Consider the following 25,821-nt stretch of genomic DNA (forward strand, 5'->3'; position numbering starts at 1 on the left):
CGCCGCGGATTCCACCGCCGCCAACATCCACCAGGGCAGCTCGTCCTTGTTCTCCGCGATGGCCCGCCAGGCCGAGGCGACCTCTGCCGAGGCGTGCGCCATGACCGACGCTGTCCCGTTGCCGCCCCGACTCGCGCGGGCTGCGACCTCCGACGCCGCCCCGTACTTGCGGTACGCGTCCTCCCACGCGCGAACCGACTTTCGCGTCACCATCGGGCCGTCACGCCGCCTTGGCCGTCTGCTCCTGCTGCGACGACCGCGCCGGCTTGGACGCGGCAGCCTTGAACCCCGTCGCGCAGAAGGCGTACGACTGGTACTTGAACTCGCCCTGCCCGGCCACGCGCGGTTCTGCGGTGAGCCCCTCCAGTTCGACCGGGCGCATCCCCGGCAGCACCTCACTCGTCGTCGGCACCGGCTGCACGTCCGCGAGGAACGTGATTTCGAACGAGGCGCGCTTCGCCTTCGTCTCGGCCGGGTCGGTGACCCTGACCTTCCACTGCCGCTTGCCCGTCACCTCGTCGATGCGCTGACGCGTCGGCCGACCGGCGGAGCGGTCTTCACGCGACTGGTACTCGTTGTCCGGCGACACCTCGCCCACCATCACCAAGCCCTGCGGAAACGCGTCGTCGAAGTCGATGCCGAACCGGTGTCCCTTGTCGATAGTCATGCTGAATCCCTTTGCTGCTCTGTGTTTTGGGTAGCGCTCAGTCGCGCTCTTCGGCCCACTGGTCGCCGAGAGGAGAGGAGTACGTGCGGGTACGGTTCTGCGACTCGCACCACTCGCCGAACTCGTTCGCGGCCACGGCGAGGCTCCGCGCGAACCGCGCGGTGTCCATCAGGCCGCCGATCCGAGCCGGTACCTGGATCATGATCGCGGTTTCATCGCCCCCGGCCACCAGCTGGCGGACTCCCGGGGAAGGCGACACGACGGCGGCGCCGTATCCGACGAGGGGCTGAATCACTACGTGAATGCCCATGTGCTCTCCCGATATCTCGGTTTCTGCGCGCCCGGTTTGGCGCGCTGAGATCAGGAGACACCCGGGCGGGGAAGATCACCCGGACAAGCTGTCCGGGTCGGTTCGATCAAGGGGTAGCGGCCGGCCCAATGCAGGTCCGGCGGTGCGCTGGCCTCGCCATGGGGGCCGAACTCGCGCGCGAAGACGATGGCCGGATCGATCCGAAGGACCAGACGTCGCCCAGCGAGCGGCGTGTCTTCCTCGTTCACGGCGTAGGTAAGCAACACTGGCCCCGACCTGGGCGGCTGATCGCTCGCGGCGCCGCCACCGACGACCCGTCGAGCCGACCAGGTTAACTCGACCTGGCCCGGGGTGATCGTGCGCCACGTGAAGTCCGACGTGTCGCTGTAATTGGGACGACTGAACTGAAACCGACCCAAGCCGTCGGCACTGATCACGAGGGACTCGTCCTCAAAGGTGCTGTGGTAGAGCCCAGCTGACTCCGACGACCAAGTGCCGATCAGCGCTTCCAGGCGCTCACCTTTGTCCACGCAGCCACCTTTGCACGCTCCCGGCTCGCGGCGGACGTCATGATTTGGCGGACGCCAGTTATGACGAGGCAGGCGCAGCCTTTTCGATCGCGTCGAGCATCGCCGCCCAGGGGAGTTCCCTGCCGGGAGCGCTGCGCGGCTCATGAAACGGCCAGACGTCGTCGCCGTAGAGCAGATGCACGCCGACGCGGCGGAGGCTCTCGATGTGCATATCCCAGAACGGCTGACGGGCGTGCGCCGCGTTCACGCGCGGGAAGACCACGACGGGCAGGTTGAGGGTCCCGATCGCTTCGTTGACCTGCGTCAACGCCTGATTGTCGGCGATGCCGAGGGAGAGCTTCGCGACTGTATTGGCCGAGGCTGGCGTCACCAGGTAGCAGTCCGGCGCCGGGTGCGGGCTGGTCTGCGACGGAGACCGGGCATCGACCCGCACCGGGTAGCCGGTGGCTTCTTCGATCTCGGCCAGCGCGCCTGACTCGGCCAGCCATTGGCCGGCTGTTGGCGTCAAGGTGACCGCTACCGTCCAACCGGCGGCTTGGGCGGGACGGATCAGCTTCGACAGGAGATCTTCCGCCCCACCAGCACCCGAGCCAACGAGCCCGAGAACGCGCGACGTCGTGCGCCTACCTCACCGCGCCGCAGCGCTCAGCCAGCGCCAGCAGCGCCGAGGACTTCTTACCCGCCGAGGCCGGGGCACGGCGGTACATGGACCGTACGACCTCCCGGACCATCGTGTTGTGGTGGACGATCGTCGGGGCTTTGGTCTCGGCGTCGAGCAGCACTTGAAGTGCGTCGTCATCCTTCGCAAGCAAGCTCAGCGCCCGCGCGAAGTCGATCAGGTGCGTGACCTGCCGCTCGACCGGCAAGTGATCGACGTTCACCCGGGGCGCGCTCTCGATCACCTGACTTACGTCGCCCAGGTCGAGAGCGGCAGAAAGCCTGTGGAGCTCGACGTTGGCCGGCCCGAATCCGGTCTGCCAGTGGTTCGCGTCCACTCCGAGCTGCTCCGCAGCCCGGCCGGCGTTCGCGAGCAGGTCATTCGCGGTCGACCGGTCCTGGTGCCGAGCAGCGGCGACGGCCGTGCGGAGGTAAAGCATCCCGTAGAGGCTCAGCGCGGCTGGATCACCGGCGGCCATCCGAGGGACGAGCCACTTCGCGGCGACGTCGCCGAGTTCGAGTGCGTCATCGAACCGACCCACGGCCAGGAGCGCATGTGTGCCCGAACGGGCGACCGAGGCCAGGACCAGTGGGTCATCGGCGTCGTCCGCAGCTTGCATCGCCCGTTCGGCGGCAATCCAGGAGAGGTCGGCCTCGCCGATCTTGCTGAGCGTGGTCGCTGCCAGATGGTGGACCCGTGCCGATACGGCCGCGCACGCACGCTTGTAAGCCGCGTCATCGACCGACGCGGCTTACAAGGCCTGGCTCGTCTTGATCAAGCCTGGCAGCGCCGCGACGACCCGACCGAGCTGACCGTTTTGGTAGCTCGACCAGGCACCTTCCACCAGCTGAGCGACCGGCGCCGAGTCTATGTACTCGGGCGACATCGCAGAGGAGAACAGCGTCCGGGACAACCGGCGGGGTGCCATGAGGGCGTCGCGGATGGCCGGGACGTCGTCGTTCTTCTCCTGGTCCTCCATAAGGACCGGTTCGCCGACTAGATCACCTAGCGTCACTCTGAGGGCCCGGGCAAGGTCAGCGAGGACATCCAACCTGCGGATGTCCCGCTCACCTCGCTCGATCTTGCTCAGCCAGTCCTCAGTGCGGCCCACCAGGTCAGCAAGCACTGCCTGCGGCAGCCCACGCCGCCGCCGGTAGAAGGCGATCCGCTCGCCGATGCTGAGCTGATCCCCCGCACCACGCATACCACCAGATTAACAGCGCTTAACAACCGACGCTGGGACGGAGGAAGTTCAAAGCCTAGGGGTGTCCGCTAGGTCGCGCCGGGAGGCTGGGGCTGTGAACAACTTTCGGCGTCGATGATGGCGGCGAGGGCAACGTTGCCGTCACCTGTGGGCCCGTCTTCTGATTGACACTCGGCGTCAGAGCAAACTTGTGACCAGTTAGGAAGTATATGGATCCGATTGCGAAAATGGACGCAAACGCGACGGAGAGGCTAGTTACAATTCGTTTCGAGTTAACAATTCTATTCTTCGCTTGCTTAATAGTTTGCAGGTTACGAATTGCTTCAATATCGTCTTCAGACAGACTGTCACGGTATTCTTGCAAATCTGTGGACGTAGATTCGATTGCGTCATTTGCCGACACAAGCTCTAGGCGATAGGAAATAAGCCACGAAAGAACTATTAGCAAAGTAAGGGCAGCCAGAAGGAATCCTGACACCGTCGATCCAAACAAATCCTTCGCATTGGCGATTACAATGCCAACTGCGGCGCCGAGCTGAATAACAGTACGCTCGAGTGCCTTCGTCACGATCTCCCTGCACAGCTTAGCCGCATCGAGGGCGACGTTTATTGCCGATCCGCGCGCAGTGCGCCTGTTGGCTAGCGCTTCGGCAACAGCTCCGCGCTGAGATAGATCGTGAACTGATCTTGCCGTCCTGTAGATCGGGCTTGCTCCACCCTGAAATCCGGATCCATCGGCAAGAGTAAGCGACGCCGCCTGTTGAACAGCTTCACGTTTGCCGGAATCATATCCGGGGAAAGCCCAATCGAGTAGCGCAAGCTCGCCTGTGACATCCGACGCAGGCGCAATAGCGATATTCGGAATATTTACGACCCGGACGCCAGAGAAAACCACACCTAATGCGGTCGGTGACGAATCAACCCGGTCGGCCAACGCCGCAAACGTCAAGCAGCTGCAGCAACCGCGAAATAGGTCTGCAAGCCCTTCAATTCCTTTCGCGCTTGAGCTTTCGTCGGTTGTGATTAATAGAGGAGCCAGCCACTGCGGTGACGGTAACGACACATCACCGTCCCTGCCGACTGAAATCTCAGTCAAGATCCGCTGATTGCCTCTACCTCCCGCCTTGCCATGTATCTTGAGTTCAGGGAGGGCGATCGTGGAATCTTCGAGATCTCCCACTATCAACGTATCAACATGCTCGAACAGCCTGCCGATAAACTTGTGCCAACCTGGACTGGTCAGCCTGCTATGTAGATAGTCAACGCTATCTACATAATGAAACCTAGACTTCTGCGGGTCATTCACAAGCTCGACCGAAAGATGCGCACTCATGTCAATGCATTCTTCAACGATTTCGACGGCGTCTTCTTGTTCTATCGCTGCGGATATAGCGCCGAGGCGGTCGGCATCCGCAGAATCTCGAAGATCACCATCCTCGTACACGGTGACCGTGCTGCCAGTGAAAACAATGCGAACTGACCAGCTTTCCTGCATGATCGTCAGGATCGTTTGGTTTGCCCCTTGGCCAAGCGCATCGAGGTCGTCAACATTCACGTGTGCAGCGTCGATGTCAAAGTTGATCTTATAGGAATTCAGCTCGCATGCCGAGGAGATATTTTTTCCCGTTCGCGCGAGTTCTTGCGCGGCCGCTATGAGGTCAATAAAACCGCGCCTACTTTCGGATCCGCCGCCGCCATCCCTCACTTGAAGTAATTCCGAACCGGTTCACTGAGGGACGTAACACTAACGGTCCAACCCTCCTGCGGGTTGGCTTCGATGGTTGCAGTGCTGTCCAGGATCGTCGCAGGACCTGTGATAGTCACAGAACCAACCGTAATCTTCTGCTTGAACCCCGCAGTCGTGTCCACGCGGCGAATCGGTCTTTGTTGCTCACGTAATAGTTCTTCGATGACCTGCCGTTTTGGCTCCAGTTCCGGCACCTGCTGCACCAGTGCTTCAATTGTTTCATCTAGAGGGCCACTTCCAATTAGTGGCAAAGTTGCAACGACTTTGTTTGTGGCCTCTGGAATTTCTTTGGATACCACCTGGATAACAGACAATGCAGCTTCGGCCGGGCGGGCATCGACGGTTAGACCAAATGCGCGAACAAAATAGTCTGCGGCATGCGCTTTATTCAATCGGTCGCCGACGATCACGTCGCTATCATCTCGTCGATCTGGCGTGATGACTCCTTTTTGTATGTTTCCTGGGGAATCCAATACGTCACGCACGGTTTCAAGACTTTGCGATCCGTCGGCTATTTGGCGAAGTACTCCGGTAAACTTGCTGACAACTTCAAGCTTCAGTATTGCCGTCGAAGTGCCCTCGCCTTCGCTAAAGCGCGCAAAGACCAACAAGCCTGGAGCAGTCCTTCCATCCATTGTCCCGACAAGCCTGCGCATTAACTGAGTGGCTCCGTCGAGAAATTCTTCCTCATCACCCTTTTCAATATTCCGAAATAGCGCACGCGCTTCGTCATCGTGGAATGTTGCGCACGGCGTGTCACCTTTTTCAACACGCTTAACTAATTGTTTGAAATGATTATAAAGAAACTCTTCAATACTTTCGTCGTGATCACGCAATGAAGCACGGCCGACTTCGGCGGACGCGTCGACGAAATCATACGTAAGCATCTCGATTGCCATGGTTCCAGCTTTCTAACAGGTTCCCGCCGAAGCTTGCGTGAACCATAAGGATCGATGATTGTACCTAACTGAATATGATCTTGGTAACAGGCACGCGGATGTTCGGACCACTGCCGAACTTGGCTCTATGGGATCAAGGCGCCGCCTGGGGCGGCGCGCAGGTCACCGGGCGTGCGGCGGACCCGCCCCTGGGCGGCACGGACGGCCTGCCGCTCCGCTTCGGCCTCCGGCCGCGGGGCGGGCCGCCGGAGGTGCGGCGGGGCGGGCGCGCCGCCCCAGGCGGACACGGGACGCAGAGATCCACATGAGGCGTAGAACGCTCGAAGCGACGCCAGCGTTACTGCCGGCCGTCAGGGGTTGCGAGGCCGCTCCCTCGTCGGGGATCGTCTAACGGCGGATCGACGCCATCAAGGGCGCCTGCGGCGTCGCTGACGCGATGAGCTGCGCTCACCCTTGACAGCGCCAATCCGACGCTAGGGCGGCTGGGACGAGGAAGAAGGGCCAGGCTGCCTCCGCGCGTCGGCCCCCGTTCGGAGGCAAGATGGCAACCGGGCACACCCATCACCAGGCTCGACACTGGGGACCACGTGGGGACCACACGTCATGCACGCCGATGAACGACCAGGCGTTTCAGGAACGCCAGTTGATCACAAGCACGCTCTCTGAGCTGCGAAAACAGCTTCTCTACAGTCCGGGGGGTCAAGGGGTCGCAGGTTCAAATCCTGTCAGCCCGACCGATCGGCCACGTTCACGCAAGTGGACGTGGCTTTTTTCATTCCCGAGCTACTGCGGAAACGATGGAAGCCCCGGAGCATGCCACATTCGTGTCACCTGCCCGGGACCTCCGGTCAGGTCGCCAGCGCCGACGCCGGGTACGCCATCGAGCAAGGCATGCCGGCCGAGGTCACCGTCGCGTACGAGCGACTGGTCAACGCCGGGTATACCGCCCGACTCATCGAGACGTCCTAAGCCCGGCGGCTGCGGCCGGGCCCGAGGACCAAGCAGAAAGAACATGTCCACGCCGGACGGGCAGGTCTCCGAGATGGCGCGCGCAAGTCACGTCCGTGAGTGACCTGTCGCTATCTCATTTGAAGGTGGTCCTTGAAGGATCAACGAAGGCGTCAACGCGACACGAAACGGTAAGTAAGGTCCTTCAGGAAGGCAGATTGAGTTGACCGCTACGAACGTAATTCGGCTTGACCAGCTGGCAGCGGCAGCCGAGAGACTCTTCGAGCACATCACGGAGGTCCATGGGGATACAGTGGAGGTAGACGCTGACTACTTCTGGTCCATCCCGCCCGATGCACTCTATAACGTCTACGAGAAGCCCAAAGAGCTCACAATTGGCCAGTTGTCGGAGTCCGACCAGCACATCCGACAGCTCCTGGAGGGCCAGCGACCTCCTCTTGCCTACCACCTGGTTTGGCTCAGCGACCTGCTGCGCGCCGTGGGGTACACGGTGGCTGGGTGAATCCCAGTGACCGCTCAAGCTCCCTTTTCCGTGTGCAGCGGTCGTCACGGTCATGATCCCTTCCGGGGACAAGTTGGGGACATGCCTGACCGTGGTTGCCGGGCCCTTCGGCCCACGATGCCGTCCATCTCCGTAGCGGCCTCGACGATCACCTGTGGAATCTGGTGCCGGTAGATCCGTTCGGTGATCGCGGTCCCGCTGTGGCCGCACACGACCGCGCAGCGTCCTCAGTGGACACCTTCGCGTCGGAGAGCAGCGATACGAGGCTGTGCTGCATCGCCCGAGGCGTCCGCTCCCCCGGCGGCAACCTTGACCACCTTCCGGAACATCCGCCGAACGTGGTGCGAGACCAACTCGGTGCATCCCCATGCGGCCCCAAATCGCACTCCCCACGCGGGACGCTGTGGCCTCGTGCGGTGCGAATCCGGCGACCCACAGCTGGTCCGCGGTGCAGCTACAGTGCAGGCATGGATCGGGATTCGGTGATCGATCGTTGGCTGCGTTCCAGCGAGATGGGTGATCGGGGCGTGCACATGACGTCCGATCAACTGGCCGGCGTCACGATGGTCGCCGAGGCGAGCGTCGAGGTGCCGGAGTGTCCGGACGAGGTGTTGCAGGCGTGGTACATGGCGATCACCTGCCAGCGTCGGATTGTCGATCAGGCGGAGGCCGCCTTCATTCCGATGGCGAGGCGCAACGGCTGGTCGTGGGAACGGATCGCCGCGGTGCTGGGCTTGCCCGACGCCGACGCGGCCCGGCAACGCGGTGAGGTCTTGGTCGAGCAACTGCGCCGGACGCATCCGTCCACTAACCCTCAGCCCTGGAAATCTCTCCGCGACCTGTGATCTGACCAGGCGGGCGTGGAGCCTCGGTGAGGCCCCGACGTCGGCAATTCGAGCCAAGGTCGATGAGAATGCCGGGTAATACTGATTTGATGCGGTTGACGACTCGACGTCGCCGCCGCACTAGGTGAAAGGTCCGACTGCGTTGGAGCACGTCATCGTGGAGGCGACGAAGACCGGCAACCACCTCGACCCCACGGCGTATCTCAACCTCTTACCCACGCTCGCCGATGCGCTGCCACCCGGTGCGCGCGCCTTCGCCACCGACCCCGATCACTACGACTTCTACAGCACGCGGTGCGTCAAGGACCTCACCCTCGACACCCTGCAGCACGGAGACACCGACGGTGAAGGGTGGCTTCGGCTGGGCTTCCGGCACAACTGCTGGAAGCACGAGGAGGACCTGTCCCTCCGATACACCGGAGTTCGCGGACTCGATCTAGGGGACTTCGGTCCGTCGCGTTGGTCCGGCATCGGCGCTCTCACGTTGGACGAGATCCTGCCCCACGAGCATGGGTTCAGCCACCAGATCGACTTCCGCGCGGGATCCCTCACGGTGGTGAGCCGCGACCTGGCCGCCAAGTGGACCCCAGCCGACGACTGCCGGACCTGCGAACGCGGGAGCTGACGCGGGCACTCCGTATCCGGAGAACCGGTAACAACGGAATCAAGATGGGCCCATCGTTGTGCACCGGACATTGGCCAGGGGTGGACCACGCAAGTCGAGAAGTCTCGCCTGACCGCCTGGGCCGCTGTTTTCGCAGCTCGCGCACGTCGCGAAATCCTGGAGTCCGCTTTCAGCGTGTCCAGCGGTGATTTTCGTTGTTCATCATCGCCGGAAATCCTTACGCGCGTTTCGCAGAACCGCACGGCGTCCCGTCAGGCCGCCGATCCGAGCCGGTACCTGGAGCGTAGGAGGCGCGGCGCTACGGCCGCATGTTCTCGCAGCCGAGCGCGTCAATCACCGCGGGTGTTCCGGACTGTGTCGAAATAGGCCGCTTTGGCGTTTGTCGCCTTTTCCTGGCGAGAGCCACGGAATCGCGCGGGCCTGATCGGCGCCCCCAGCGACCGGATTCGTAGCTGAGTCCCATCGTGGAGGTTGCGCACGTGTGCTCCCGCAGGCAGAGCGCTGGAAGCCACGCCACCCAGCCCGATGACGAGCGAGCCTGCCCCCATCAGAGCGGTCACTGTTCGTGCCGCGCCCCCTGGCCGCAGCCGTCTCGCCGCCACGGGATGCTCGCCCACTACCGCCTCCCACCGTCCGTGCACGTCAACCAGCAGACACTACCCAGCGCCCTCCCAGGAAAAAGGTTGCAGGTTCGAATGCAGCGAGCCGGTCAGGTCCACTGATCCTGGGCCGTGGCCCGACGGTGATCGCGCTCGGCGAGGTTCTTCCAGTTCAGCAACTGCCGTCGAGCCATGATCAGATCGCCGATCGACAGTGCGAAAGCCGCCCCGTGGCAGGATTGCATGACGGCCTTGAGCAGCAGGCGCGTGGTGTCATGATCCTGCGGAACGAGGACGTACGACATGAACGCGCCCATGATGGTGCCCGTCAGCTGGGTCCCCGGGGCGACCGAGACGATCCGCCCCAGTTCTCGCCCGCGGACTGCCGTGAAGCGGTCGCCGACTCGAGGCTCGGGAAGGGTTACCAATTCACGAGGTGAGTGGCGGCCGAGGTTGTCGATCCAGTCGTACGAATAGGGCGCGAGCCTCACTTGCGCGACCCACGGCCACACCGCGTCGGCAGGCGCCGCGACGTGCACGCCCCGCCAAGCCTGCAGCGCGGGCGAGGTGACGAAGTCGTCGCACGGATAGGAACGCGCGATCTCGCCGGCAGTCACACCCCACCGGTCGCCGATCATGTGTCCCCCTCCACGAAAGCCGGCGGTGCGCGCAGGACGGACAAGAGAACCGCGCGCCCTACGACTCCATACTCACACAAGGTATCCCCGGCACGGCCGCACAACTCGCCACCGACCGGCTGCCGGCGTAGAACAGGCGCGATCGGGATTGCGGACGAGCAGGCGAGGTCACTCCCCTCTGCGCACGGAGTCGCCACCTCTGACCGCGAGTGTCGGCCCCCGGGGTCCGTACAAGACAGCTACCTACGGAACCGCCCTCGTGTACGGACCGCCGAGAGGCACTTGAGTCGCGTAATCGAGCAACGAGAAAAGCACCACAAACCAGAACCACATTCACATTCCCCCCAGGACTCGATATCGCGCCCCAACAGGTGTAGGCAGAAGTCGCGGTGGGGCGTGGAGGTGGCGGATGGACGCGGGTGGGCTGCCGGGGCGGGGGTCGTCCGCCCGGGTGGTCGTGCTGGCCGAGAGCGGGCGCACGCGGGTGTGCCGGGTGGTTCTCGGGAAGCGGACTGTGGTGTGCAAGCAGCCGCTGGGGCCGGACGCACCCGAGAGGTTGCGGCACGAGCGCGCGATGCTGGAGCGGCTGCGTGGGGTTCCGAATGTCGCGCAGCTGCTGGACGCGCCGCGGTACACCGGCTCGATCGTGCTGGCGGATGCCGGCGGACGGAGCCTGGCCGGGCGGGGGCCGTTGGCCGTGGAGGTGCTGGTCGAGGTCGGGCTGGGGGTGGCGCGGGCCGTGGCGGGGATGCATCGGCGCGGGGTGCTGCACCGCGACATCACGCCCGCGAACATCGTGCTCTCGGGTGACAGCACTCCGTGCCTGGTCGATTTCGCGCTGGCCACGTCGTTCCCCGATTCTGCGGGTCGCCGGGAGATCGTCGGGACCCTGGCCTACCTGGCGCCCGAACAAACCGGGCGGACCGGCCGCGCGGTGGATCAGCGCAGCGACCTCTACGCGCTGGGGGCCACGCTCTACGAGCTGGCGACCGGCGCGCCGCCGTTCGGCTCCGGCGACCCGCTGCGCCTGGTCCACGACCACCTGGCCCGGGTCCCGACGCCCCCGGTCGAGGTGAACCCGGACCTGCCGGCCCCCTTGTCCGAGATCATCCTGCACCTGCTGGACAAGGAACCCGACAACCGCTACCAGACCGCCGAGGGTGTCGTCCACGACCTGGAACGGGTGCGCGACGCCCTGGCCGGGCGCACCACGGAACCGATCCCGATCGGCTATCACGACTTCCCGAGCCGGCCCGTCGCCCCCACCCGGCTGGTCGGCCGCGAGGCCGAGCTGGCCGAGCTGCAGGCGGCGTTCGAGGACGCGCTGGTGGGCCGCTGCCCAGGCGTGCTGATCAGTGGCGCGGCCGGCGTCGGCAAGACCGCCCTGGTGCACGAGCTGCGTCCGGCGGTGACGAGCCGGGGCGCCTGGTTCGTCGCCGGCAAGTTCGACCAGTACCGGCGCGACCTGGAGTTCGACGGGGTGTTCCAGGCGTTCCGCGCGCTGGGCCGGCTGCTGCTGGCCCAGCCGGAGAGCGAGCTCGTCCAGCTCCGACACGGGATCACCGCCCTGGTCGGACCGAACGCGGGCCTGCTCACCGCCGTCGTGCCGGAGTTCGCCGCCCTCCTCGCCGTGCCCCCTGACCCGGGCGACCCGCTCACCGCGCAGGTGCGCGCGCAACACATCGGCGCCCAGCTCATCCGCGCGATCGCCTCCCCCCGCCGGCCGCTGCTGCTGTTCCTCGACGACCTGCAATGGGCCGGCCCCGGCCCGCTCGGCTTCGTCGATCTCCTGCTCGACACCGACCCGATCCCAGGCCTGCTGCTGGTCGGCGTGCACCGGGACAGCGACGGCGAACCGGCACCGGTGCTGTCGCGGTCTCGTGACCGACCCGGCGTGCGCTACCTGCGGCTGCCGAACCTGCCCACCCCGAGCCTGATCACCCTGGTCGCCGACATGCTGCACGCCGACGCGGCCGCGGCGGCAGACCTGGTCGACGTGATCGCGCCCCGCACGTCCGGCAATCCGTACGAGACCGTGCAGCTGCTCACCGCGCTGGCTCGCCACGGCGTCCTCAACGCGACCTCGGCGGGCTGGCAGTGGGCGCCCGCGGCGGTGCGCGCGCACCTGGGTCCGGCGGAGGACTGCGACTTCCTGGCGTCGCAGATCCAGGCCCTCCCTCCGCGGTCGCGGCAGTTGGTGGAGGCGATGGCCTGCCTGGGTGGGCAGGTCGAGCAAGAGGTGCTGCGAACCGCCACCGGCGAGCCGGGCAACGCGGTGGCCCAGGGCCTGGCCCCGCCCGCCGACGAGGGTCTGCTCGTGCTGGACCGCGGCGCCGTGCGGTTCCGCCACGACCGCATCCGCGAAGCCGTGCTTCGCGGGCTCAGTCCTCAGCGGCGCAGCGCTCTGCAGCTGGCCATGGCACGACGGCTGGCCAGGGCGCCCGACCTGTTCGTGGTCGCCGCCGAGCAGTACTTGCCGGTGCTCGACGCGGTCGCGGCCGACCTCGACGAACGGCGAACGGTGACCGAGCTGTTGCGGAGGGCCGCCGGCCAGGCCGCGCTGGTCGGCGATCACGCGCTGGTGAACACGCTCCTGGTGGCCGCGTTGCGGGTCGTGGACCCCGCGGAGACCGCCGTGGCGCTCGAATTGCGCACAGCCCGGCAGGCGGCGCTGTTCAGCCTGGGCCGTCTGGTGGAGGCCGACGAGGAGTACCGGGACATCGAGCGGCTCTGCCCGAGAGCCCCGGACCGCGCGGACGCGACCGCGATCCACGTGCGGAGCCTCAGCTACCAGGGCCGGTTCGGGGAGGCGGTCAGTCTGAGCCTGCAGTCGCTGCGCGAATGCGGGCTCGACGTCCCCTCGGCGGAGCACCTCCCCGCCGCGGTCGACCGGGGGTTCGACCTCCTGCACCACTGGCTGGAGCACAGCGACCCGGCCGACGACGTGGCCCGGCCGGACCTCACCGACCCGGTGCTCCTGGCCGCGATCCACGTGCTCGACGCGGCGTTCCTGGCGGCCTACTTCGCCGCCGATTTCGACTCGGTCGCGTGGATCGGGCTGGAAGGCTTGCGGATCTGGATCGAACACGGGCCTGGCCCCACCTTGCTGGGGCCCGCCGGCGCCGCCGCCTACTGCGCCGTGGCGCAGCGCGGCGACTACGTCGGCGGGTGCCGGGCCGCGCGGCGGCTCGTGGCGTGGGCCGTGGCGCGCGGCGCCGAGCCCGGCACGTCGCGGGCGCGCCACCGGTCCGCCCTCTTCAGTTGCTGGCTGGAGCCGATCGAGAACGGAGTGCACGAGGCGCAGCAGGCCCGAGAAGGTCTGATCGCCGCGGGCGACCTGACCAATGCCGGTTACACCTACCTTCTGACCGTGCGGTCGCTCGCGGACTGCGCGCCCTCGCTGGAAAGCCTCCTCACCGAGGTCGACAGTGGACTGAACTTCGTGCACCGGACCGGCAACGAGCAGACCGGGCAGGTCCTCGAGACCTATCGGTGGCTGGCCGACGTGCTGCGTCGCGACAGCCCTCCCGGCCCGATCACGCTCGACCGGTTCACCGACAACCCGCTGGCACTTCTCCACGCGCATCTCGCCCGCGCGATCGCCGCCGCCGTCTCCGGGGATCTGGCCGGCCTGATCCGCGAGAGCGCGGAGGGAATGCGGCTGCTCCCGGTCGCCGCCGGGTTCTACCCGACCGCCGTGATCCGCTCGCTGCACGGACTGGCGCTGGCCGAGCGGGCCCGCGCGGCCGGCGGCGAAGAACGCGCCGCACTGCTGTCCGAATTGGACGAGACCACGGGCTGGCTGGCCGCCCGCGCCGCGGACGCCCCCGACAACTTCCTGCACCTGCTGCGGTGGGTGGAGGCCGAGCGCGCCTGGGCGGCGGGCGAGGTGCAGGCCGCCGAGCTGGCGTTCGACGCGGCCCGCAGCGAGGTCTCCCGCCGCGCCCGGCCCTGGCACCGCGCGTTGATCACCGAGCGCGCCGCGCGCTTCCACCTGGCTCGTGGTCTGGACCATGCCGGCCGGGAACTGCTCGCCCAGGCCCGTCGCGCCTACGCCGCCTGGGGCGCGAGCGCCAAGGTCACCCGGCTCGACGGGGCCTACCCCACCCTGCGGCGGCACTTCGAGGCGAACCTCGGGCCGGCCGTGGAACGGCACGGCGAGCCGGCTCGACCCGGCGCCGTCACCACCGGCACCCTGGACCTGCTCGGCATTCTCTCCGCGTCGCAGGCACTGAGTTCCGAGACCAGCATCGAGCGCTTGCACACGCGCGTCGTCGAGGTGCTCAGCACGATGACCGGGGCCACCGACGTCCGCCTGCTGCTGTGGAGCGACGACCAGCAGAACTGGCTGCTGCCCGAACCCGCGGGCACCCCCGGCCACGACCGCGCGCTGCCGATGTCGGTGCTGCGCTACCTCCGCCGCACCGAGACACCGCTGGTGATCGACGACGTCGTCCACGACGAACGGTTCGCCCACGACGCGTGCTTCGCCGACCTCCCCGGCTGCTCGCTGCTCGCCGTCCCCATCCTCAGCCGCGGCGCCTTCCGAGCCGCGCTGCTGCTGGAAAACCGCCTGATCCGCGGCGCGTTCACCACCGACCGGCTCGACGCCGTGAAGCTGATCGCCGGCCAGCTCGCCGTCTCCCTCGACAACGCCCAGCTCTACACCCAGCTCACCGCGTCGCGAGCCCGCATCGTGACCGCTGCCGACCAAGCACGCCAACGCATCGAACGCGACCTGCACGACGGTGCCCAGCAACGCCTGGTCACCCTCACCCTGCGCCTGCGCGCGATCCAAGCCGAACTGCCACCGAGCGCCGGCCACCTCACCACCGAGCTCGACAACCTCGCCGCCGAAACCACCGCCGTGCTCGACGAACTCCGCGAAATCGCCCACGGCCTCCACCCCGGTATCCGGGCCACCGGCGGACTCGCGCCGGCCGTGCGCGCCCTCGCCCGCCGCTCACCGATCCCGGTCGAGCTCGACCTGCGCCCGCTGCCACCCCTGCCCGAACCCATCGAGGTCAGCGCCTACTTCATCCTCGCCGAAGCACTGACCAACGCGGCCAAACACGCCCGCGCTTCCGCGGTCACCGTCACCCTCGATCCCGACCCCCCGACCGGCGCCCTGCGCATCACGGTCCGCGACGACGGCGTCGGTGGCGCCGACCTCACCCAAGGCACCGGGCTGCTCGGCCTCAAAGACCGCGCCGAAGCCATCGGCGGCCGGCTCCACTTCACCAGCCCACCCGGCGCGGGCACCACTCTGCGCGTGACCCTTCCGCTCGCGGGACCGGATCAGCGATCACCCCGATCAACCAGGGCGGACCGCACGTGAGTCAGCGACCTCAGCTGTCGGGATGCCGGGTCGCTGGTGCGGTGCCGGTGACCGTCGGCTTCACCGGTGTTGCCCGCAGACGCCGGACCTCGGCGGCCAGGCGAAGGACATCTGCGCGGGCTTGGGCGATGAAGTCGAGGTCGGTGTCGGTTCGCTGGGCCCGGTCTTCGATCTGGTCGACTTGACCATCGCTGAGGAAGTCCTCGTCGTCGTCATCGCCGGGGATGAGCTGGCACGCCGAGACGATGTCCTGGGAGCGGACGAGTTCTTCGATGGCGGCGGTCATCGCGGGAATGCCCGGTCGCGCAACGATGACCAGGTCGCTGGTCCAGAAGTAGCTGCCGTTGCCGGCTTCGCCGCTGAGCTTCCACCGGGCGAGGACGCGCCCGATCGCCTCGAGGGTGAAGAAGGTGAGGTAGCGACGGGTGCCGTTGGCGAGGAGGACGTGGACGTCGGCGTCCTCGGTGGTGTGGGGGTCATCGCGGCCGATGAGGAACCGCGCGACGAAGTCTTGGTGCTCGACGACGTGGTAGGGACCGTCGGTGTCGATCTTGATCATGGTTCCTCGTCGGGGTGGGGGCGACGTCGACGGAGAGTGTGGCTTTGCCTGCGCCGGTCTCACCGGCACTGCGAGCGCACGGTCTCCTCGAAGTTCGGGAACTCCGCGCGGGCCGCGGTGATCACCTCGGACGCGGGCTGTCTCGCGGAAGGCGCCCAGCGCTCGGCGATCTCCGTCAGGCGGGCGTCGACGCGCGGCTCGTGCTCGTGCTGCGGGTACGAGATTGCTTCCAGCGGGCCGAAGCCGTCCGCGAGCAACCACAGATACCCGTCCGCAGCACCGGCGACGACGCCGACCTCCCCCTCGGACCCGAGGAACACCACCGGCTGCTCCCCGAGCAACCCGCCCTCGCGCACGAGCCAGAACGCGGCCAAGCCCCCGGTGCCGTCCTGGCCGAACACCCGGAACTCGGCGCCGTGGACGGCCGGGTTGCCCGTCCACGAGTGCCACCAGTCGGCGGTCTCGGCTTCGCTCAGGAATTCCTGGTACGGCTCGAAGTCCACGCCTGAGCCGTCCCGGTGGTCGAAGGGCTCCCGATGGGCTTCCACCAGCGACGCGGGCATCACACGGTCGGATTCGGCCACGCCCTCAGCCTAGTGGGCGCTGGGGAGAACCTGCGCCGGGTTCAGTCGGCGCGGGGGTTGCGGCCGGCGTCGAGGTAGGACGCGATGGTGTCGGTGGCCTGTTCCTGGGGCGAGCCGGCGATGTCCGCCGGGTCGAGGGGTGCGCCCAGGGACTTGATGAGGAGACGGGTTCCGTCGTGGAGTTTGAGGATCGGCCCGTAGTGCGGGCGGCCGTCGGGGGCCTTGCCGACCACGCCGAGCTTCACGGATTTGACCTGGTCCCAGCGAATGCGCTTGCGACGAAACAGTCCCTGTTCCGTCAGGCCCGTCTCGTCGAGGTCGACGCCGACCAGGACTGCCAGCGCCAGGAACCACGTTCCGAGAACGAGCCAGACACCACCCCACAGGTCCTCGCCGGCCACCTTCACGAGGCCCAGCCCGACGGCGAGTGAGATGGCACCGAACAGGACCAGACCCACTCGCGCAGTTGTTGATTGCCGCAGCCGTTTCGGTCCGACCGGCCGTTCGTTCACCGCTGCCTCCGAGTGCCCGCGCGCGTCGACCGGCGAATGCTAGCGACTCCGACGCTCGGTGGGTCAGCCGTCGGTCGCGTTGTACTCGACTGCCGAGGGCTCGGATCAACCACGATGCCGTGAACCCAGAGCGGGAACCGAAGGCGATCACCGTTACCCTGGCGGCATGAGCGAGGAGATGAAGCTCGCGGAGGCGCTGGCGCTGCGTGCGGACGCGACGAAGCGGATCGAGCAGCTGCGCGCGCGGATCGTCGCGAGCGCCCGCTACCAGGAAGGCGAGCCGCCGGCCGAGGACGCGGCCGAGCTGCTCACCGAGGTCGGAAACGTCCTCACCGAACTGGAGACGTTGATCCGGCGCATCAACCGGACCAACGCCCAGACCCCACTCGGCGACGGCACGGTCACCGACGCCCTCGCCCGTCGCGACGTGCTGCGCGTGCGCCACTCCGTGCTCACCGCGTCGGCCGATGCCGCGGCCGGGCGCGGGCAAGGGTTCGGGCGCCAGCTGCGGTCCGAGCTGAGGCAGCTGGCCGCCCTCCCGGTGGCCGAGCTGCGCGAGCAGGCCGACCGCGTCGCCGTCGAGCTGCGCCACCTCGACACCGACATCCAGCGCACCAACTGGGAGGCCGACCTCCTCCACTGATCGGCGGCACGGAAGCAGGTAGCCGCCCGGGGAAAGCGAGCACAAGCCGAGGCCGGCGGCCAATCCGGCTCGCGGCGCGTGGCGGGCAACGCAGGGGTTCAATTCCCCATTCGCACAGTGCAGCCCAGCACCGCGCACAGGTGACCGCGCACGCGGCACACCGCACCACCACGTGCTGGTTCCCCGGGAAGGTGAGGGCGGGTAAGGGGTTTTCCGTGCCACGGCGGTGATTCCTGGGGCGGCCGGCGTCCACCCGACCTGTGGCGGAGCGGCCCGAACAACCTGAGTCGAGCCGCTCCGATTCCCCCTTGTCACGCTGGACTGGCGGCTCTCCTACTGCGAGCGCAACACCCGGATGTCGCTGTCGTTCACCGCGACGAGGTCGGTGTCGCCGTCACCGTCCACATCGGACGTGACAGTGTCCTTCGTGCCGGAAAACGAGCCCGCGTACCACACTTCGGGCGCGGCATAACCCGCGCCGGTGGAGCGCATGACCTGCACGTCGGTGTCGTTGACGGCGATGAGGTCCGCCTTGCCGTCGGCGTCGACGTCCCCGGTGAAGGTTTTCTCCGTGCCGTAGAACGGCGTCGTCGACCACTGCTGCGGCGGGGTCACGTGCCATCGGGTGTCCACGGTGGCGGGCACCACCCGCGTACCGTCCGCGTCGACGAGGATGAAATCGGCCAGGCCGTCACCGGTCGCGTCCGCCGCCAGCGTGGCCTTCTCACCGCGGAGGTTGTCCGGGCCCCACGCGGTCAGCGGCAGGTACGACGGGTGGCTCGCTCTGGCCGCGAGAGCCGGCACCCCGGTGAACAAGCCGATCACGTCCGTGTCCCCGTCGCCCTCCAGGTCGACCGCCAGGTTCCCCTGGTCGCCGAAGATGGTGTTGTCCAACCACTGCCTGGACGGCGCGAACCGATCCCGGAGCTGGCGCGCGTCGAAGTATGACGTCGCCACCCAAACGCCACTGCGGTGCGTATTCCCCACCACGTCCTTGTCGACGAGGATGAGGTCCGCACGGCCGTCGTTGTTCGCGTCGCCGACGAAGCTCGCGTCGCCGGCGGGAACGCTGGACCAATACGGATCGCACCACAGCTGCATCGGCTGGAATCCCGAACCGGTCGACAGCGACACCCAGCACTCGCCGTTGTCGTAGGTCACGACGTCGCCCTTGCCGTCACCGTTGACGTCCCCCGCGCCCATCACCGTCAACCCCGGCGCGAACGGTTGTCCGGTCGCCCACAGCTCCGGCACACCGGACGCCTCCGCCGGCGTGGCGACGGTCAAGGACAGCAGACCGGCAACCCCGGCCAGTACCAGTGCTCTAGCTCGCATCACGTCCCCTTCGTGTCGGCTTTGCCGTATTCATGTCGCGCGAGCAGCCGGGAAACGTTACTGCGGCACGCCATTTGCCGGGACGGGACTCGGGCGCCGGAGGAAGACGGCTGGGCGAACGGCCTAGTCGGGCCGGCTAACGGAGTCGGCGGGCGCGTTGCCGGAAGGCGGCGGGATCGGCGTCGTAGTCGTGGCACAGGGCGAGCCAGTGGTCGAACCGAGCCGTCACCTCGGCGGCCGACAGGAGGTAGGCGTCGCGGCCGAAGTGGCTGATCAGGTGCGGAGAATCGGGTGCCGCTTTCATGGTCAGACCGTGCAGGTAGCCAAGGCCGGTGGCGATCATGGTGTCGGTCGGAGGGTTCACGCCCGCTGAGCCCTCGACCCACGGCGCCGCCCAGGTGTGGGCACTCTCGCGGGTGCGCTCGCGCGCGATCACTTGCCGCCACGTGGATTCGACGGCGGAGCGCAGCGGCCAGCCGTCGTTGCCGATCATCACGGGTCGATTCTTCCCTACGGTCGGCCTTGCGTCGTCCCGAATTCGGCGACGGGCGGCTCGCCGGAGTTCAGGGGCCGACCACCCGCATCGACCGCGGGTCAGGCCACTGCGCGGGTCGTTGGTCGAAGGCCACGTACTCCAGACAGCTCAACCGTCCGTCCTCTACGAAGAGCATCACTTGGTCCGGGGGCTCGCCGCCGGTGGGCAGGGTTTCGAGTTCGGACGGGGCGAGCCGCCAAGGCACGCGGGCGGGCGGGGCCGCGGCGTCGACCTGAAAGTCGATCGTGGGGCAGCCGCAGTCACAACGGCCCACGACCACAGCCGACGAGACCTGTGACCGCAACTCCTCCGCGCCGGGGAAGTCGGGCGACAGCAGGAGATCCAGCGTTGCTCGTTCGCGCGTGGTGAGCGGCCGGGGTGGATCGACGTTCACACAGCCGAGTTTGCCCCACCGCGTGGTGTCGTCCTGCAGCCGATCGAGAGATGACACCGCGAAGGACAACACTCCGGTCCCGCGGTGCGTGATCGTTTCACCGCTCGAAGCGGGGACAAAACGAGGCCCGGGCTGATCGTCGCCGAGGCCGACCAGGCGGCCGGCCACGTCGACACCGCCACCTTGCCGGCGTTGGCGGAGATCGCCGTTTACCTGCCCGTCAAGTGCCGACTCACTGCTCCCCCACCGGGATCCGTTCCCCACCTTGGACCAACGTCAGCGGACCGTCGAACGTCGACGCCGCCGCCCCGCGCAGGTCGGACAGCCAGGACGGCTCCACCGAAGCGAAGTGCGTCAAGGCCAGCGCCCGGGCCCCCGCCCGGGTGGCGATCTCCCCCGCGTCCGAAGCGCTCAAGTGGCCGTGTGACGTCACGTCCGGGGCGCTCAGCGTCGCCTCCGCCAGCAGCAGATCGGCGTCGGCCGCGAGCTTCACGGCGGAGTCCGTCATGCCGGTGTCCCCGGTGTACGCCAGGACCGAGCCGCCGGACTCCACGCGGATGCCGCAGTTGGGCAGGACGTGGCGGAGTTCGTGGAGGCCGATCGTGGTGTCCCCGACGTCGAAGCGGTCGCCCGGTTGGTATTCGCGGACGTCGAAGGCGCGTTCGAAGGCCTTGTCCAGCAAGGGCATGGTGGTGACGGGGAAGAGGGCGGCCCAGCGGGTGAACACGTCGGTGGCGCCGGCGGGGACGAAGAGCGGGACGCGGCGCAGGGAAGAACAGCGGGCGGTGGGGCCGCCCGGGAATTCCAGGGTGGCGGACAGCAGGGACTTGCCGATGGGGAGCAGGTCGTAGCAGTGGTCGGCGTGCAGGTGGCTGATCACGACGCCGTCCAGGGCGGTGGGGTCGCAGGTCGCCGAGAGGGCGGTGGCGACGCCGGGGCCGCAGTCCAGGAGCAGGCGCGTCGAGGGGGTCTCGACGAGGTAGCCCGAGCTGGCCTGGCCGTCGGCCGGCATTCCGGAGCGGCAACCGAGGACGGTGAGGTGCATGTTCGCGATCCGATCTGTCGAAGGGCTTCCGGGCAGCATGACCGGTCCGGACCACCGGGGAGGCCGCGCGCGGGAAAGACCTACCGCACGATTGGCACTGCCTATCGCGCTCACACGTCGAGCACGAGCCGTGCCGAGCGGGCACGCGAGACGCAGATCATCATGGACTTGCCGGCCGCGCGTTCTTCCGCTGTGAGCACCGAATCGCGGTGGTCGACCTCGCCGTCGAGCACCGGTGTTTCGCAGGTGCCGCACGTCCCTTCGCGACACGACGACGGCACGCCGACGCCGGCGAGGTCCAGAGCGTCCAGAATCGACTCCGTCGCGGAGACCTCCACGGTCTGGCCCGACAGAGACGCGAGCACCTCGAACGACCCCGACGCGGCCGCAGAGACGACCCGCGGGTGGAAGCGCTCCACGCGCAGCCGGTCCGGCGGGCACACCGACTCGACCGCCGCGAGCAACGGTTCGGGGCCGCAGCAGTACACGAGCCGGCCCTCGGCCACGATGTCGGCCAGCGGCAGGAGGCCGTGCGTGTCCTCCGGCAGCACCCGGACGCGGTCGCCGTACCCGGCGAGCTCGGCCAGGAACGCCATGCGCGAACGCCGCCGGCCGCCGTAGTACAGGGTCCAATCGGTACCGGCCGCGCGCAGCATCGGCAGCAGGGGCGTGATGCCGATACCACCGGCCACAAAGGAATAGCCCGCGGCCGGGACGAGGGAGAAGTTGTTGCGCGGATCGCTCACGCGCACCTCGTCGCCCACCGACAACGACTCGTGCAGGTGGCGCGAACAGCCGCGGCCCGGGTCCTCGCGCAGCACCGCGATGCGCCACTCGGGCGAAGCCGGGTCGCCGCACAGGGAGTATTGCCGCAGCACCCCCGGCCGCACCTCGACGTCGATGTGCGCGCCCGGCGTCCACGCCGGCAGCGCGTCGCCGCTGAGCGTGAACGACACCACGTCCTCGGCCTCCGTGGTCCTGGCCGTCACCCGTACCTGCCGCACGTGTCCTCCTCCGCTTCGTGACGCCGTCCAGAGTGGGCACCCCGCGCGGGCGGGAGGGCAGCGTTCGCGGATTTCCACTCGCCCGATCGGAAAATGCAATAGACTCGCCTCATCACGAGCCGGGGTCCCGATCCAGTTTCGTTATGGCGCGATAAAAATCCCCGATAAGCCCCTCTCGAAAACCGCTCCGCCACGCCCGAAATACCGGCATAACCCCAGGTCAGCGCCACCAAAATCGCCGAACTGACAGGTCCCGCCGTTCATCTCCGAGACAGTGCGCCATGGTGGAATTCGCGCGCATCAGCGAGGAGAAGGGAAATTCGGTGGGCCACATCCGGATTCGAGGAGCGACCAAGCGTTTCGGCGCCGTGACGGCGGTCGACGGGGTGACGCTGGACATCGCCGACGGCGAGTTCCTCGTGCTGCTCGGCCCGAGCGGGTGCGGCAAGTCCACGCTGCTGCGCGCGATCGCGGGCCTGGCGCCGCTCACGGCGGGGCAGCTCGAGCTCGACGGGCGCGACATCACCCACACCCCGCCGCGCGACCGCGACCTGGCGATGGTGTTCCAGAGCTACGCGCTCTACCCGCACCTGTCCGTCGAACGCAACATCGGCTTCCCGCTGCGGGCCCGGCGCGAGTCCCGCAAGGACGTTCAGCGCAAGGTCGGTGAGGTCGCCGCCACGCTGGAGCTGTCCGAGCTGCTGCACCGCCGGCCGCGTGAACTCTCCGGCGGGCAGCGCCAGCGGGTCGCGCTCGGGCGGGCGCTCGTGCGCGACCCCGGCGCGTTCCTGCTCGACGAGCCACTGTCCAACCTGGACGCCAAGCTGCGGGCCTCCACCCGCTACGAGCTGGTGGAGCTGCACCGCCGCCTCGGCACCACCTTTGTCTACGTCACCCACGACCAGGTGGAGGCGATGACGATGGCGACCCGCATCGCGATCCTCAACGCCGGCCGCCTCGAACAGGTCGGCACGCCGGCCGAGGTCTACGACGAGCCGGCCTCGGAGTTCGTCGCCGGGTTCCTCGGTTCGCCGCCCATGAACCTCTTCCCCGCCACCGTGGTCACGCGCGGCGGCGAGCTCGTCGCGGTCGCCCCCGGCCTCGACGTGCCCCTCGGCCGCCGGGGCGACCTCCCCGACACCGAGGTCGTGCTCGGCATCCGGCCCGAGCACCTGCGCCCCCACGGCGCCACGCCCGCCCTCACCGGAACCGTCGAGCTGCTGGAGAACCTGGGCGGCGAGGAGATCGCCCACTGCACCGTCGGGTCCGCGCGCCTGTGCGTGCGCGGCCCGCGCCCGCTCGGCCTCGAGCCCGGCGACGTGGTCGGGCTCGCCACCGAGCCCGAGCACGTCCACGTGTTCCACCCGACCACCGGCCGCCGCCTGCGCTGGCAGGACGGCGCCGCCGACGCGCCCCTCCCCTCCGAAGAAACCGAACAAGGAGTCCCCGCATGAGAATCGCCCGCCCCCTGATCGCGCTCGCCGCGCTGCTGGGCGTGTCCGCCTGCGGCGTCGGCACGCCGACCACCGCCTCGCCACCGTCCACAGTGGCCCAGGCCCCGCAGCTCGCCGCCGGCCAGCAGGTGTCGATCGTGTTCGAGAGCTACAACTTCGGCCTCGCCGGCGTGTGGACCGACACGTTCAACGAGCTCATCGGCCAGTTCGAGAAGAAGTTCCCGAACATCAAGGTCACGCCGCAGAAGCCCAACGGCAGCGACCCCAACCCGGCTCACAACTCCACCTCCAGCGTGCAGACCGAGATCGCCGCCGGCAACCCGCCCGACGTGGCGCAGCTCGGCTTCGACACCCTCGCCTTCGCCGCCGGTCAGCTCGGCGCGAAGCCGCTCGACGACCTGTACGGCAAGACCGAGGTCGACAACGAGTTCGGCGGCCAGTTCCCCTACGCCTCGGCCATCCGCACGATCGGCAACGTCGACGGCAAGACCTACGGCGTGCCGTTCGTGCTGTCCACGCCGGTGCTCTACTACAACGCGACGCTGTTCAAGCAGGCCGGCCTCAACCCGGACAACCCGCCGAAGACGTGGGCCGAGGTGCAGCAGGACGGCACGAAGATCAAGCAGGCCACCGGCAAGGACGGCGCCTACGCCGACTGCCTCGTGCGTTCGGCCAGCGACTGGTGCTTCCAGAGCCTGGTGCGCTCGGCCGGTGGCCGCGTGCTGTCGCAGGACCGCAAGCAGCTGACCTACGACCAGGCCCCGACCGTGCAGGCCGTGAAGCAGATGCAGGACATGGTTACCGCCGGTGCCATGCCGAAGCTGAGCCAGGTGCAGGCCACCGCGGCGTTCCCGCGCGGCGACCTCGGCATGATGCTGGAGAGCAGCGCCGCGCAGGGCGGCTACCTCAAGGGTGCGCAGGGCGCGGGCTGGGAGCTGCGCGCGGCGCCGATGCCGAGCTTCGGGGACAAGCCGACGGTGCCCACCAACTCCGGTGCCGCCCTCTACGTGTTCTCCAAGGACCCGGCCAAGCAGCGCGCCGCGTGGGAGCTCATCAAGTTCCTCACCAGCCCGCAGGCCTACGACACGATCACCAGCAAGATCGGGTATCTGCCGCTGCGCCTGGGCCTGCTCGACGACCCGGCCCACCTCAAGCCGTGGGCGGACAAGAACCCGATGATCAAGCCGAACGTGGCGCAGCTGCAGCACGTGGAGCCGTGGGTCGCCTTCCCCGGCACCAACTTCCAGCAGATCCGCGACACGATGATGGACGCCGTGGAGAAGTCGGTGTTCCAGGGCGCCGACCCGCAGGCGTCGCTCACCGCCGCGGAGAAGCAGACCAGCTCGCTGCTGCCCGGCGGCGGCAAGTGAGGCTCACGCCTCCCGAGCTGACCCTGATCCAGCTGAGCGACACCCATCTCTGCGCCGAGGGTGAGCTGCTGCACGGCTCGGTCGACACGTTCGCCACGCTGGAGACCGCGCTCGGGACGATCACCTCGTCCCGGGCGCGGGTCCACGGTCTGCTGCTCACCGGCGACCTGGCCAACGAGGGCAAGCCCGAGGCGTATCGGCGGCTCGCCTCGGCGCTGGCCCCGGCGGCGGCCGAGCTCCGCGCGGAAGTCGTGTACGCCATGGGCAACCACGACGAGCGCGCCGCGTTCCGCCGGGAGCTGCGGCCGGATTCGCCCGGCGACGGACCGGTGGATTCCGTGCGCTGGATCGAGGGCGTGCGGGTCGTGGTCCTGGACAGCAGCACACCGGCCCGGCCCGACGGACGGCTCGAGCCCGCCCAGCTGGAGTGGCTGCGCGACGAGCTGGCGAGCCCGGCCCCGCGCGGCTCGCTCCTGGCGGTGCACCACCCGCCGCTGCCTTCGCCCGTGCCGTCGGCGCACCTGCTGCGGCTGCAGAACGCCGACGACCTGGCCACCGCGCTCACCGGCACCGACGTGCGGCTGATCGTGACCGGCCACGCTCACCACACCGGCTGCGGCTCGCTGGCCGGTATTCCCGTGTGGGTGGGACCGGCGCTGGCCTACCGCTCGGATCCGCTCCCGCCGCCGGGCCGGCTGCGGGGCCGGGTGGGCGCGGGCATCAGCCGCATCGACCTGATCGACGGCGCGTTCGTGGCCACAGCGGTCGAGATCGGGGCCGCGCCGGTGGTGTACGACGACGACAAGGAGGAACGCGTGCGCTACGCCCTGGACAAGTTCTTCAAGGACGGGTGAG

Annotated in this window: 23 protein-coding genes and 2 pseudogenes; 9 read left to right on the top strand and 16 right to left on the bottom strand. The window is 67.9% G+C overall.

Going from position 1 to position 25,821, the window contains the following annotated elements; translation table 11 throughout:
- Nucleotides 1-220: 220 nt before the first annotated feature.
- From VSH64_RS13975 to VSH64_RS14005, 7 genes and pseudogenes are all read right to left on the bottom strand, one after another.
- Complete coding sequence (locus tag VSH64_RS13975; RefSeq protein WP_326836008.1) at nt 221-667, bottom strand: hypothetical protein; 447 nt, start codon at nt 665-667, stop codon at nt 221-223.
- A 37-nt stretch (nt 668-704) separates the two neighbouring features.
- Nucleotides 705-977 (bottom strand): hypothetical protein, encoded by a 273-nt coding sequence (locus tag VSH64_RS13980; protein WP_326836009.1) that lies wholly within the window; start codon nt 975-977, stop codon nt 705-707.
- A 50-nt stretch (nt 978-1,027) separates the two neighbouring features.
- Complete coding sequence (locus tag VSH64_RS13985) at nt 1,028-1,507, bottom strand: hypothetical protein (protein ID WP_326836010.1); 480 nt, start codon at nt 1,505-1,507, stop codon at nt 1,028-1,030.
- Nucleotides 1,508-1,565: 58 nt separating this feature from the next.
- A pseudogene (locus VSH64_RS13990) lies at nt 1,566-2,120 on the bottom strand (flavoprotein); the annotation flags it as partial.
- A gap of 10 nt (nt 2,121-2,130) precedes the next feature.
- A pseudogene (locus tag VSH64_RS13995) lies at nt 2,131-3,369 on the bottom strand (helix-turn-helix domain-containing protein).
- Nucleotides 3,370-3,424: 55 nt separating this feature from the next.
- Nucleotides 3,425-4,924, bottom strand: coding sequence for a hypothetical protein (locus VSH64_RS14000; RefSeq protein WP_326836011.1), 1,500 nt, complete (start codon nt 4,922-4,924; stop codon nt 3,425-3,427).
- A 146-nt stretch (nt 4,925-5,070) separates the two neighbouring features.
- On the bottom strand, nt 5,071-6,015 hold the full coding sequence (locus VSH64_RS14005) for a nucleoid-associated protein (RefSeq protein ID WP_326836012.1): 945 nt from the start codon (nt 6,013-6,015) through the stop codon (nt 5,071-5,073).
- Between the two features lie 813 nt (nt 6,016-6,828).
- On the opposite strand from VSH64_RS14005, the gene VSH64_RS14010 reads away from it, so the two are divergent.
- From VSH64_RS14010 to VSH64_RS14025, 4 genes are all read left to right on the top strand, one after another.
- Nucleotides 6,829-6,984 carry a hypothetical protein gene (locus tag VSH64_RS14010; RefSeq protein ID WP_326836013.1) on the top strand — a complete coding sequence of 52 codons (156 nt, stop codon included), beginning with the start codon at nt 6,829-6,831 and terminating at the stop codon, nt 6,982-6,984.
- 202 nt (nt 6,985-7,186) lie between these two features.
- Entirely contained in the window at nt 7,187-7,486 is a 300-nt protein-coding gene (locus VSH64_RS14015) for a hypothetical protein (protein WP_326836014.1), read from the top strand.
- A 467-nt stretch (nt 7,487-7,953) separates the two neighbouring features.
- Nucleotides 7,954-8,331, top strand: a complete 378-nt coding sequence (locus VSH64_RS14020) for a hypothetical protein (RefSeq protein WP_326836015.1) — start codon at nt 7,954-7,956, stop codon at nt 8,329-8,331.
- A gap of 142 nt (nt 8,332-8,473) precedes the next feature.
- Complete coding sequence (locus tag VSH64_RS14025) at nt 8,474-8,956, top strand: hypothetical protein (protein ID WP_326836016.1); 483 nt, start codon at nt 8,474-8,476, stop codon at nt 8,954-8,956.
- Between the two features lie 709 nt (nt 8,957-9,665).
- Here VSH64_RS14025 and VSH64_RS14030 read toward each other — a convergent pair.
- Nucleotides 9,666-10,193 (bottom strand): polyketide cyclase, encoded by a 528-nt coding sequence (locus tag VSH64_RS14030; RefSeq protein WP_326836017.1) that lies wholly within the window; start codon nt 10,191-10,193, stop codon nt 9,666-9,668.
- Nucleotides 10,194-10,602: 409 nt separating this feature from the next.
- Here VSH64_RS14030 and VSH64_RS14035 point away from each other — a divergent pair, with 409 nt between their 5' ends.
- Nucleotides 10,603-15,531 (top strand): AAA family ATPase, encoded by a 4,929-nt coding sequence (locus VSH64_RS14035; RefSeq protein WP_326836018.1) that lies wholly within the window; start codon nt 10,603-10,605, stop codon nt 15,529-15,531.
- 10 nt (nt 15,532-15,541) lie between these two features.
- Here VSH64_RS14035 and VSH64_RS14040 read toward each other — a convergent pair whose 3' ends face one another.
- The 3 genes from VSH64_RS14040 to VSH64_RS14050 are packed head-to-tail and all read right to left on the bottom strand — an operon-like array spanning nt 15,542 to nt 17,132.
- A complete protein-coding gene (locus tag VSH64_RS14040; RefSeq protein WP_326836019.1) occupies nt 15,542-16,090 on the bottom strand; it encodes a hypothetical protein in 549 nt (182 codons plus the stop codon).
- 59 nt (nt 16,091-16,149) lie between these two features.
- Entirely contained in the window at nt 16,150-16,674 is a 525-nt protein-coding gene (locus tag VSH64_RS14045) for an SMI1/KNR4 family protein (RefSeq protein WP_326836020.1), read from the bottom strand.
- A 41-nt stretch (nt 16,675-16,715) separates the two neighbouring features.
- Nucleotides 16,716-17,132 carry a PH domain-containing protein gene (locus VSH64_RS14050; RefSeq protein ID WP_326836021.1) on the bottom strand — a complete coding sequence of 139 codons (417 nt, stop codon included), beginning with the start codon at nt 17,130-17,132 and terminating at the stop codon, nt 16,716-16,718.
- A gap of 220 nt (nt 17,133-17,352) precedes the next feature.
- Between VSH64_RS14050 and VSH64_RS14055 the strand changes: the two genes are divergently transcribed.
- Nucleotides 17,353-17,829, top strand: coding sequence for a DIP1984 family protein (locus VSH64_RS14055; protein ID WP_326836022.1), 477 nt, complete (start codon nt 17,353-17,355; stop codon nt 17,827-17,829).
- A gap of 333 nt (nt 17,830-18,162) precedes the next feature.
- Here the strand turns inward: VSH64_RS14055 and VSH64_RS14060 are convergent, their stop codons facing one another.
- From VSH64_RS14060 to VSH64_RS14080, 5 genes are all read right to left on the bottom strand, one after another.
- Nucleotides 18,163-19,164, bottom strand: coding sequence for an FG-GAP repeat domain-containing protein (locus VSH64_RS14060; protein ID WP_326836023.1), 1,002 nt, complete (start codon nt 19,162-19,164; stop codon nt 18,163-18,165).
- A gap of 136 nt (nt 19,165-19,300) precedes the next feature.
- A complete protein-coding gene (locus tag VSH64_RS14065) occupies nt 19,301-19,657 on the bottom strand; it encodes a hypothetical protein (protein ID WP_326836024.1) in 357 nt (118 codons plus the stop codon).
- A gap of 70 nt (nt 19,658-19,727) precedes the next feature.
- Complete coding sequence (locus tag VSH64_RS14070) at nt 19,728-20,150, bottom strand: hypothetical protein (protein WP_326836025.1); 423 nt, start codon at nt 20,148-20,150, stop codon at nt 19,728-19,730.
- Between the two features lie 175 nt (nt 20,151-20,325).
- Nucleotides 20,326-21,138, bottom strand: a complete 813-nt coding sequence (locus VSH64_RS14075; protein WP_326836026.1) for an MBL fold metallo-hydrolase — start codon at nt 21,136-21,138, stop codon at nt 20,326-20,328.
- A gap of 110 nt (nt 21,139-21,248) precedes the next feature.
- Entirely contained in the window at nt 21,249-22,142 is an 894-nt protein-coding gene (locus VSH64_RS14080; RefSeq protein WP_326836027.1) for a PDR/VanB family oxidoreductase, read from the bottom strand.
- 281 nt (nt 22,143-22,423) lie between these two features.
- Between VSH64_RS14080 and VSH64_RS14085 the strand changes: the two genes are divergently transcribed.
- The 3 genes from VSH64_RS14085 to VSH64_RS14095 are packed head-to-tail and all read left to right on the top strand — an operon-like array spanning nt 22,424 to nt 25,820.
- Nucleotides 22,424-23,596 (top strand): ABC transporter ATP-binding protein, encoded by a 1,173-nt coding sequence (locus VSH64_RS14085; protein ID WP_326836028.1) that lies wholly within the window; start codon nt 22,424-22,426, stop codon nt 23,594-23,596.
- Nucleotides 23,593-24,966, top strand: coding sequence for an ABC transporter substrate-binding protein (locus VSH64_RS14090; RefSeq protein WP_326836029.1), 1,374 nt, complete (start codon nt 23,593-23,595; stop codon nt 24,964-24,966). Before VSH64_RS14085 ends, VSH64_RS14090 begins: the two co-directional genes overlap by 4 nt.
- On the top strand, nt 24,963-25,820 hold the full coding sequence (locus VSH64_RS14095; RefSeq protein WP_326836030.1) for a metallophosphoesterase: 858 nt from the start codon (nt 24,963-24,965) through the stop codon (nt 25,818-25,820). The genes VSH64_RS14090 and VSH64_RS14095 overlap by 4 nt, the downstream gene beginning before the upstream one ends.
- Nucleotide 25,821 lies beyond the last annotated feature (1 nt).

Origin of the sequence: Amycolatopsis rhabdoformis, assembly GCF_035918295.1 — a bacterium.
GTDB classification, from domain to species: Bacteria; Actinomycetota; Actinomycetes; order Mycobacteriales; family Pseudonocardiaceae; genus Amycolatopsis; species Amycolatopsis rhabdoformis.

Bases quoted from the DNA above. Each gene is read 5' to 3' on its own strand.
- VSH64_RS13975 (WP_326836008.1), bottom strand. From the start codon at position 667: ATGACTATCGACAAGGGACACCGGTTCGGCATCGACTTCGACGACGCG.
- VSH64_RS13980 (WP_326836009.1), bottom strand. From the start codon at position 977: ATGGGCATTCACGTAGTGATTCAGCCCCTCGTCGGATACGGCGCCGCC.
- VSH64_RS14005 (WP_326836012.1), bottom strand. From the start codon at position 6,015: ATGGCAATCGAGATGCTTACGTATGATTTCGTCGACGCGTCCGCCGAA.
- VSH64_RS14010 (WP_326836013.1), top strand. From the start codon at position 6,829: ATGCCACATTCGTGTCACCTGCCCGGGACCTCCGGTCAGGTCGCCAGC.
- VSH64_RS14020 (WP_326836015.1), top strand. From the start codon at position 7,954: ATGGATCGGGATTCGGTGATCGATCGTTGGCTGCGTTCCAGCGAGATG.
- VSH64_RS14030 (WP_326836017.1), bottom strand. From the start codon at position 10,193: ATGATCGGCGACCGGTGGGGTGTGACTGCCGGCGAGATCGCGCGTTCC.
- VSH64_RS14035 (WP_326836018.1), top strand. From the start codon at position 10,603: ATGGACGCGGGTGGGCTGCCGGGGCGGGGGTCGTCCGCCCGGGTGGTC.
- VSH64_RS14040 (WP_326836019.1), bottom strand. From the start codon at position 16,090: ATGATCAAGATCGACACCGACGGTCCCTACCACGTCGTCGAGCACCAA.
- VSH64_RS14055 (WP_326836022.1), top strand. From the start codon at position 17,353: ATGAGCGAGGAGATGAAGCTCGCGGAGGCGCTGGCGCTGCGTGCGGAC.
- VSH64_RS14060 (WP_326836023.1), bottom strand. From the start codon at position 19,164: ATGCGAGCTAGAGCACTGGTACTGGCCGGGGTTGCCGGTCTGCTGTCC.
- VSH64_RS14065 (WP_326836024.1), bottom strand. From the start codon at position 19,657: ATGATCGGCAACGACGGCTGGCCGCTGCGCTCCGCCGTCGAATCCACG.
- VSH64_RS14075 (WP_326836026.1), bottom strand. From the start codon at position 21,138: ATGCACCTCACCGTCCTCGGTTGCCGCTCCGGAATGCCGGCCGACGGC.
- VSH64_RS14085 (WP_326836028.1), top strand. From the start codon at position 22,424: ATGGTGGAATTCGCGCGCATCAGCGAGGAGAAGGGAAATTCGGTGGGC.
- VSH64_RS14090 (WP_326836029.1), top strand. From the start codon at position 23,593: ATGAGAATCGCCCGCCCCCTGATCGCGCTCGCCGCGCTGCTGGGCGTG.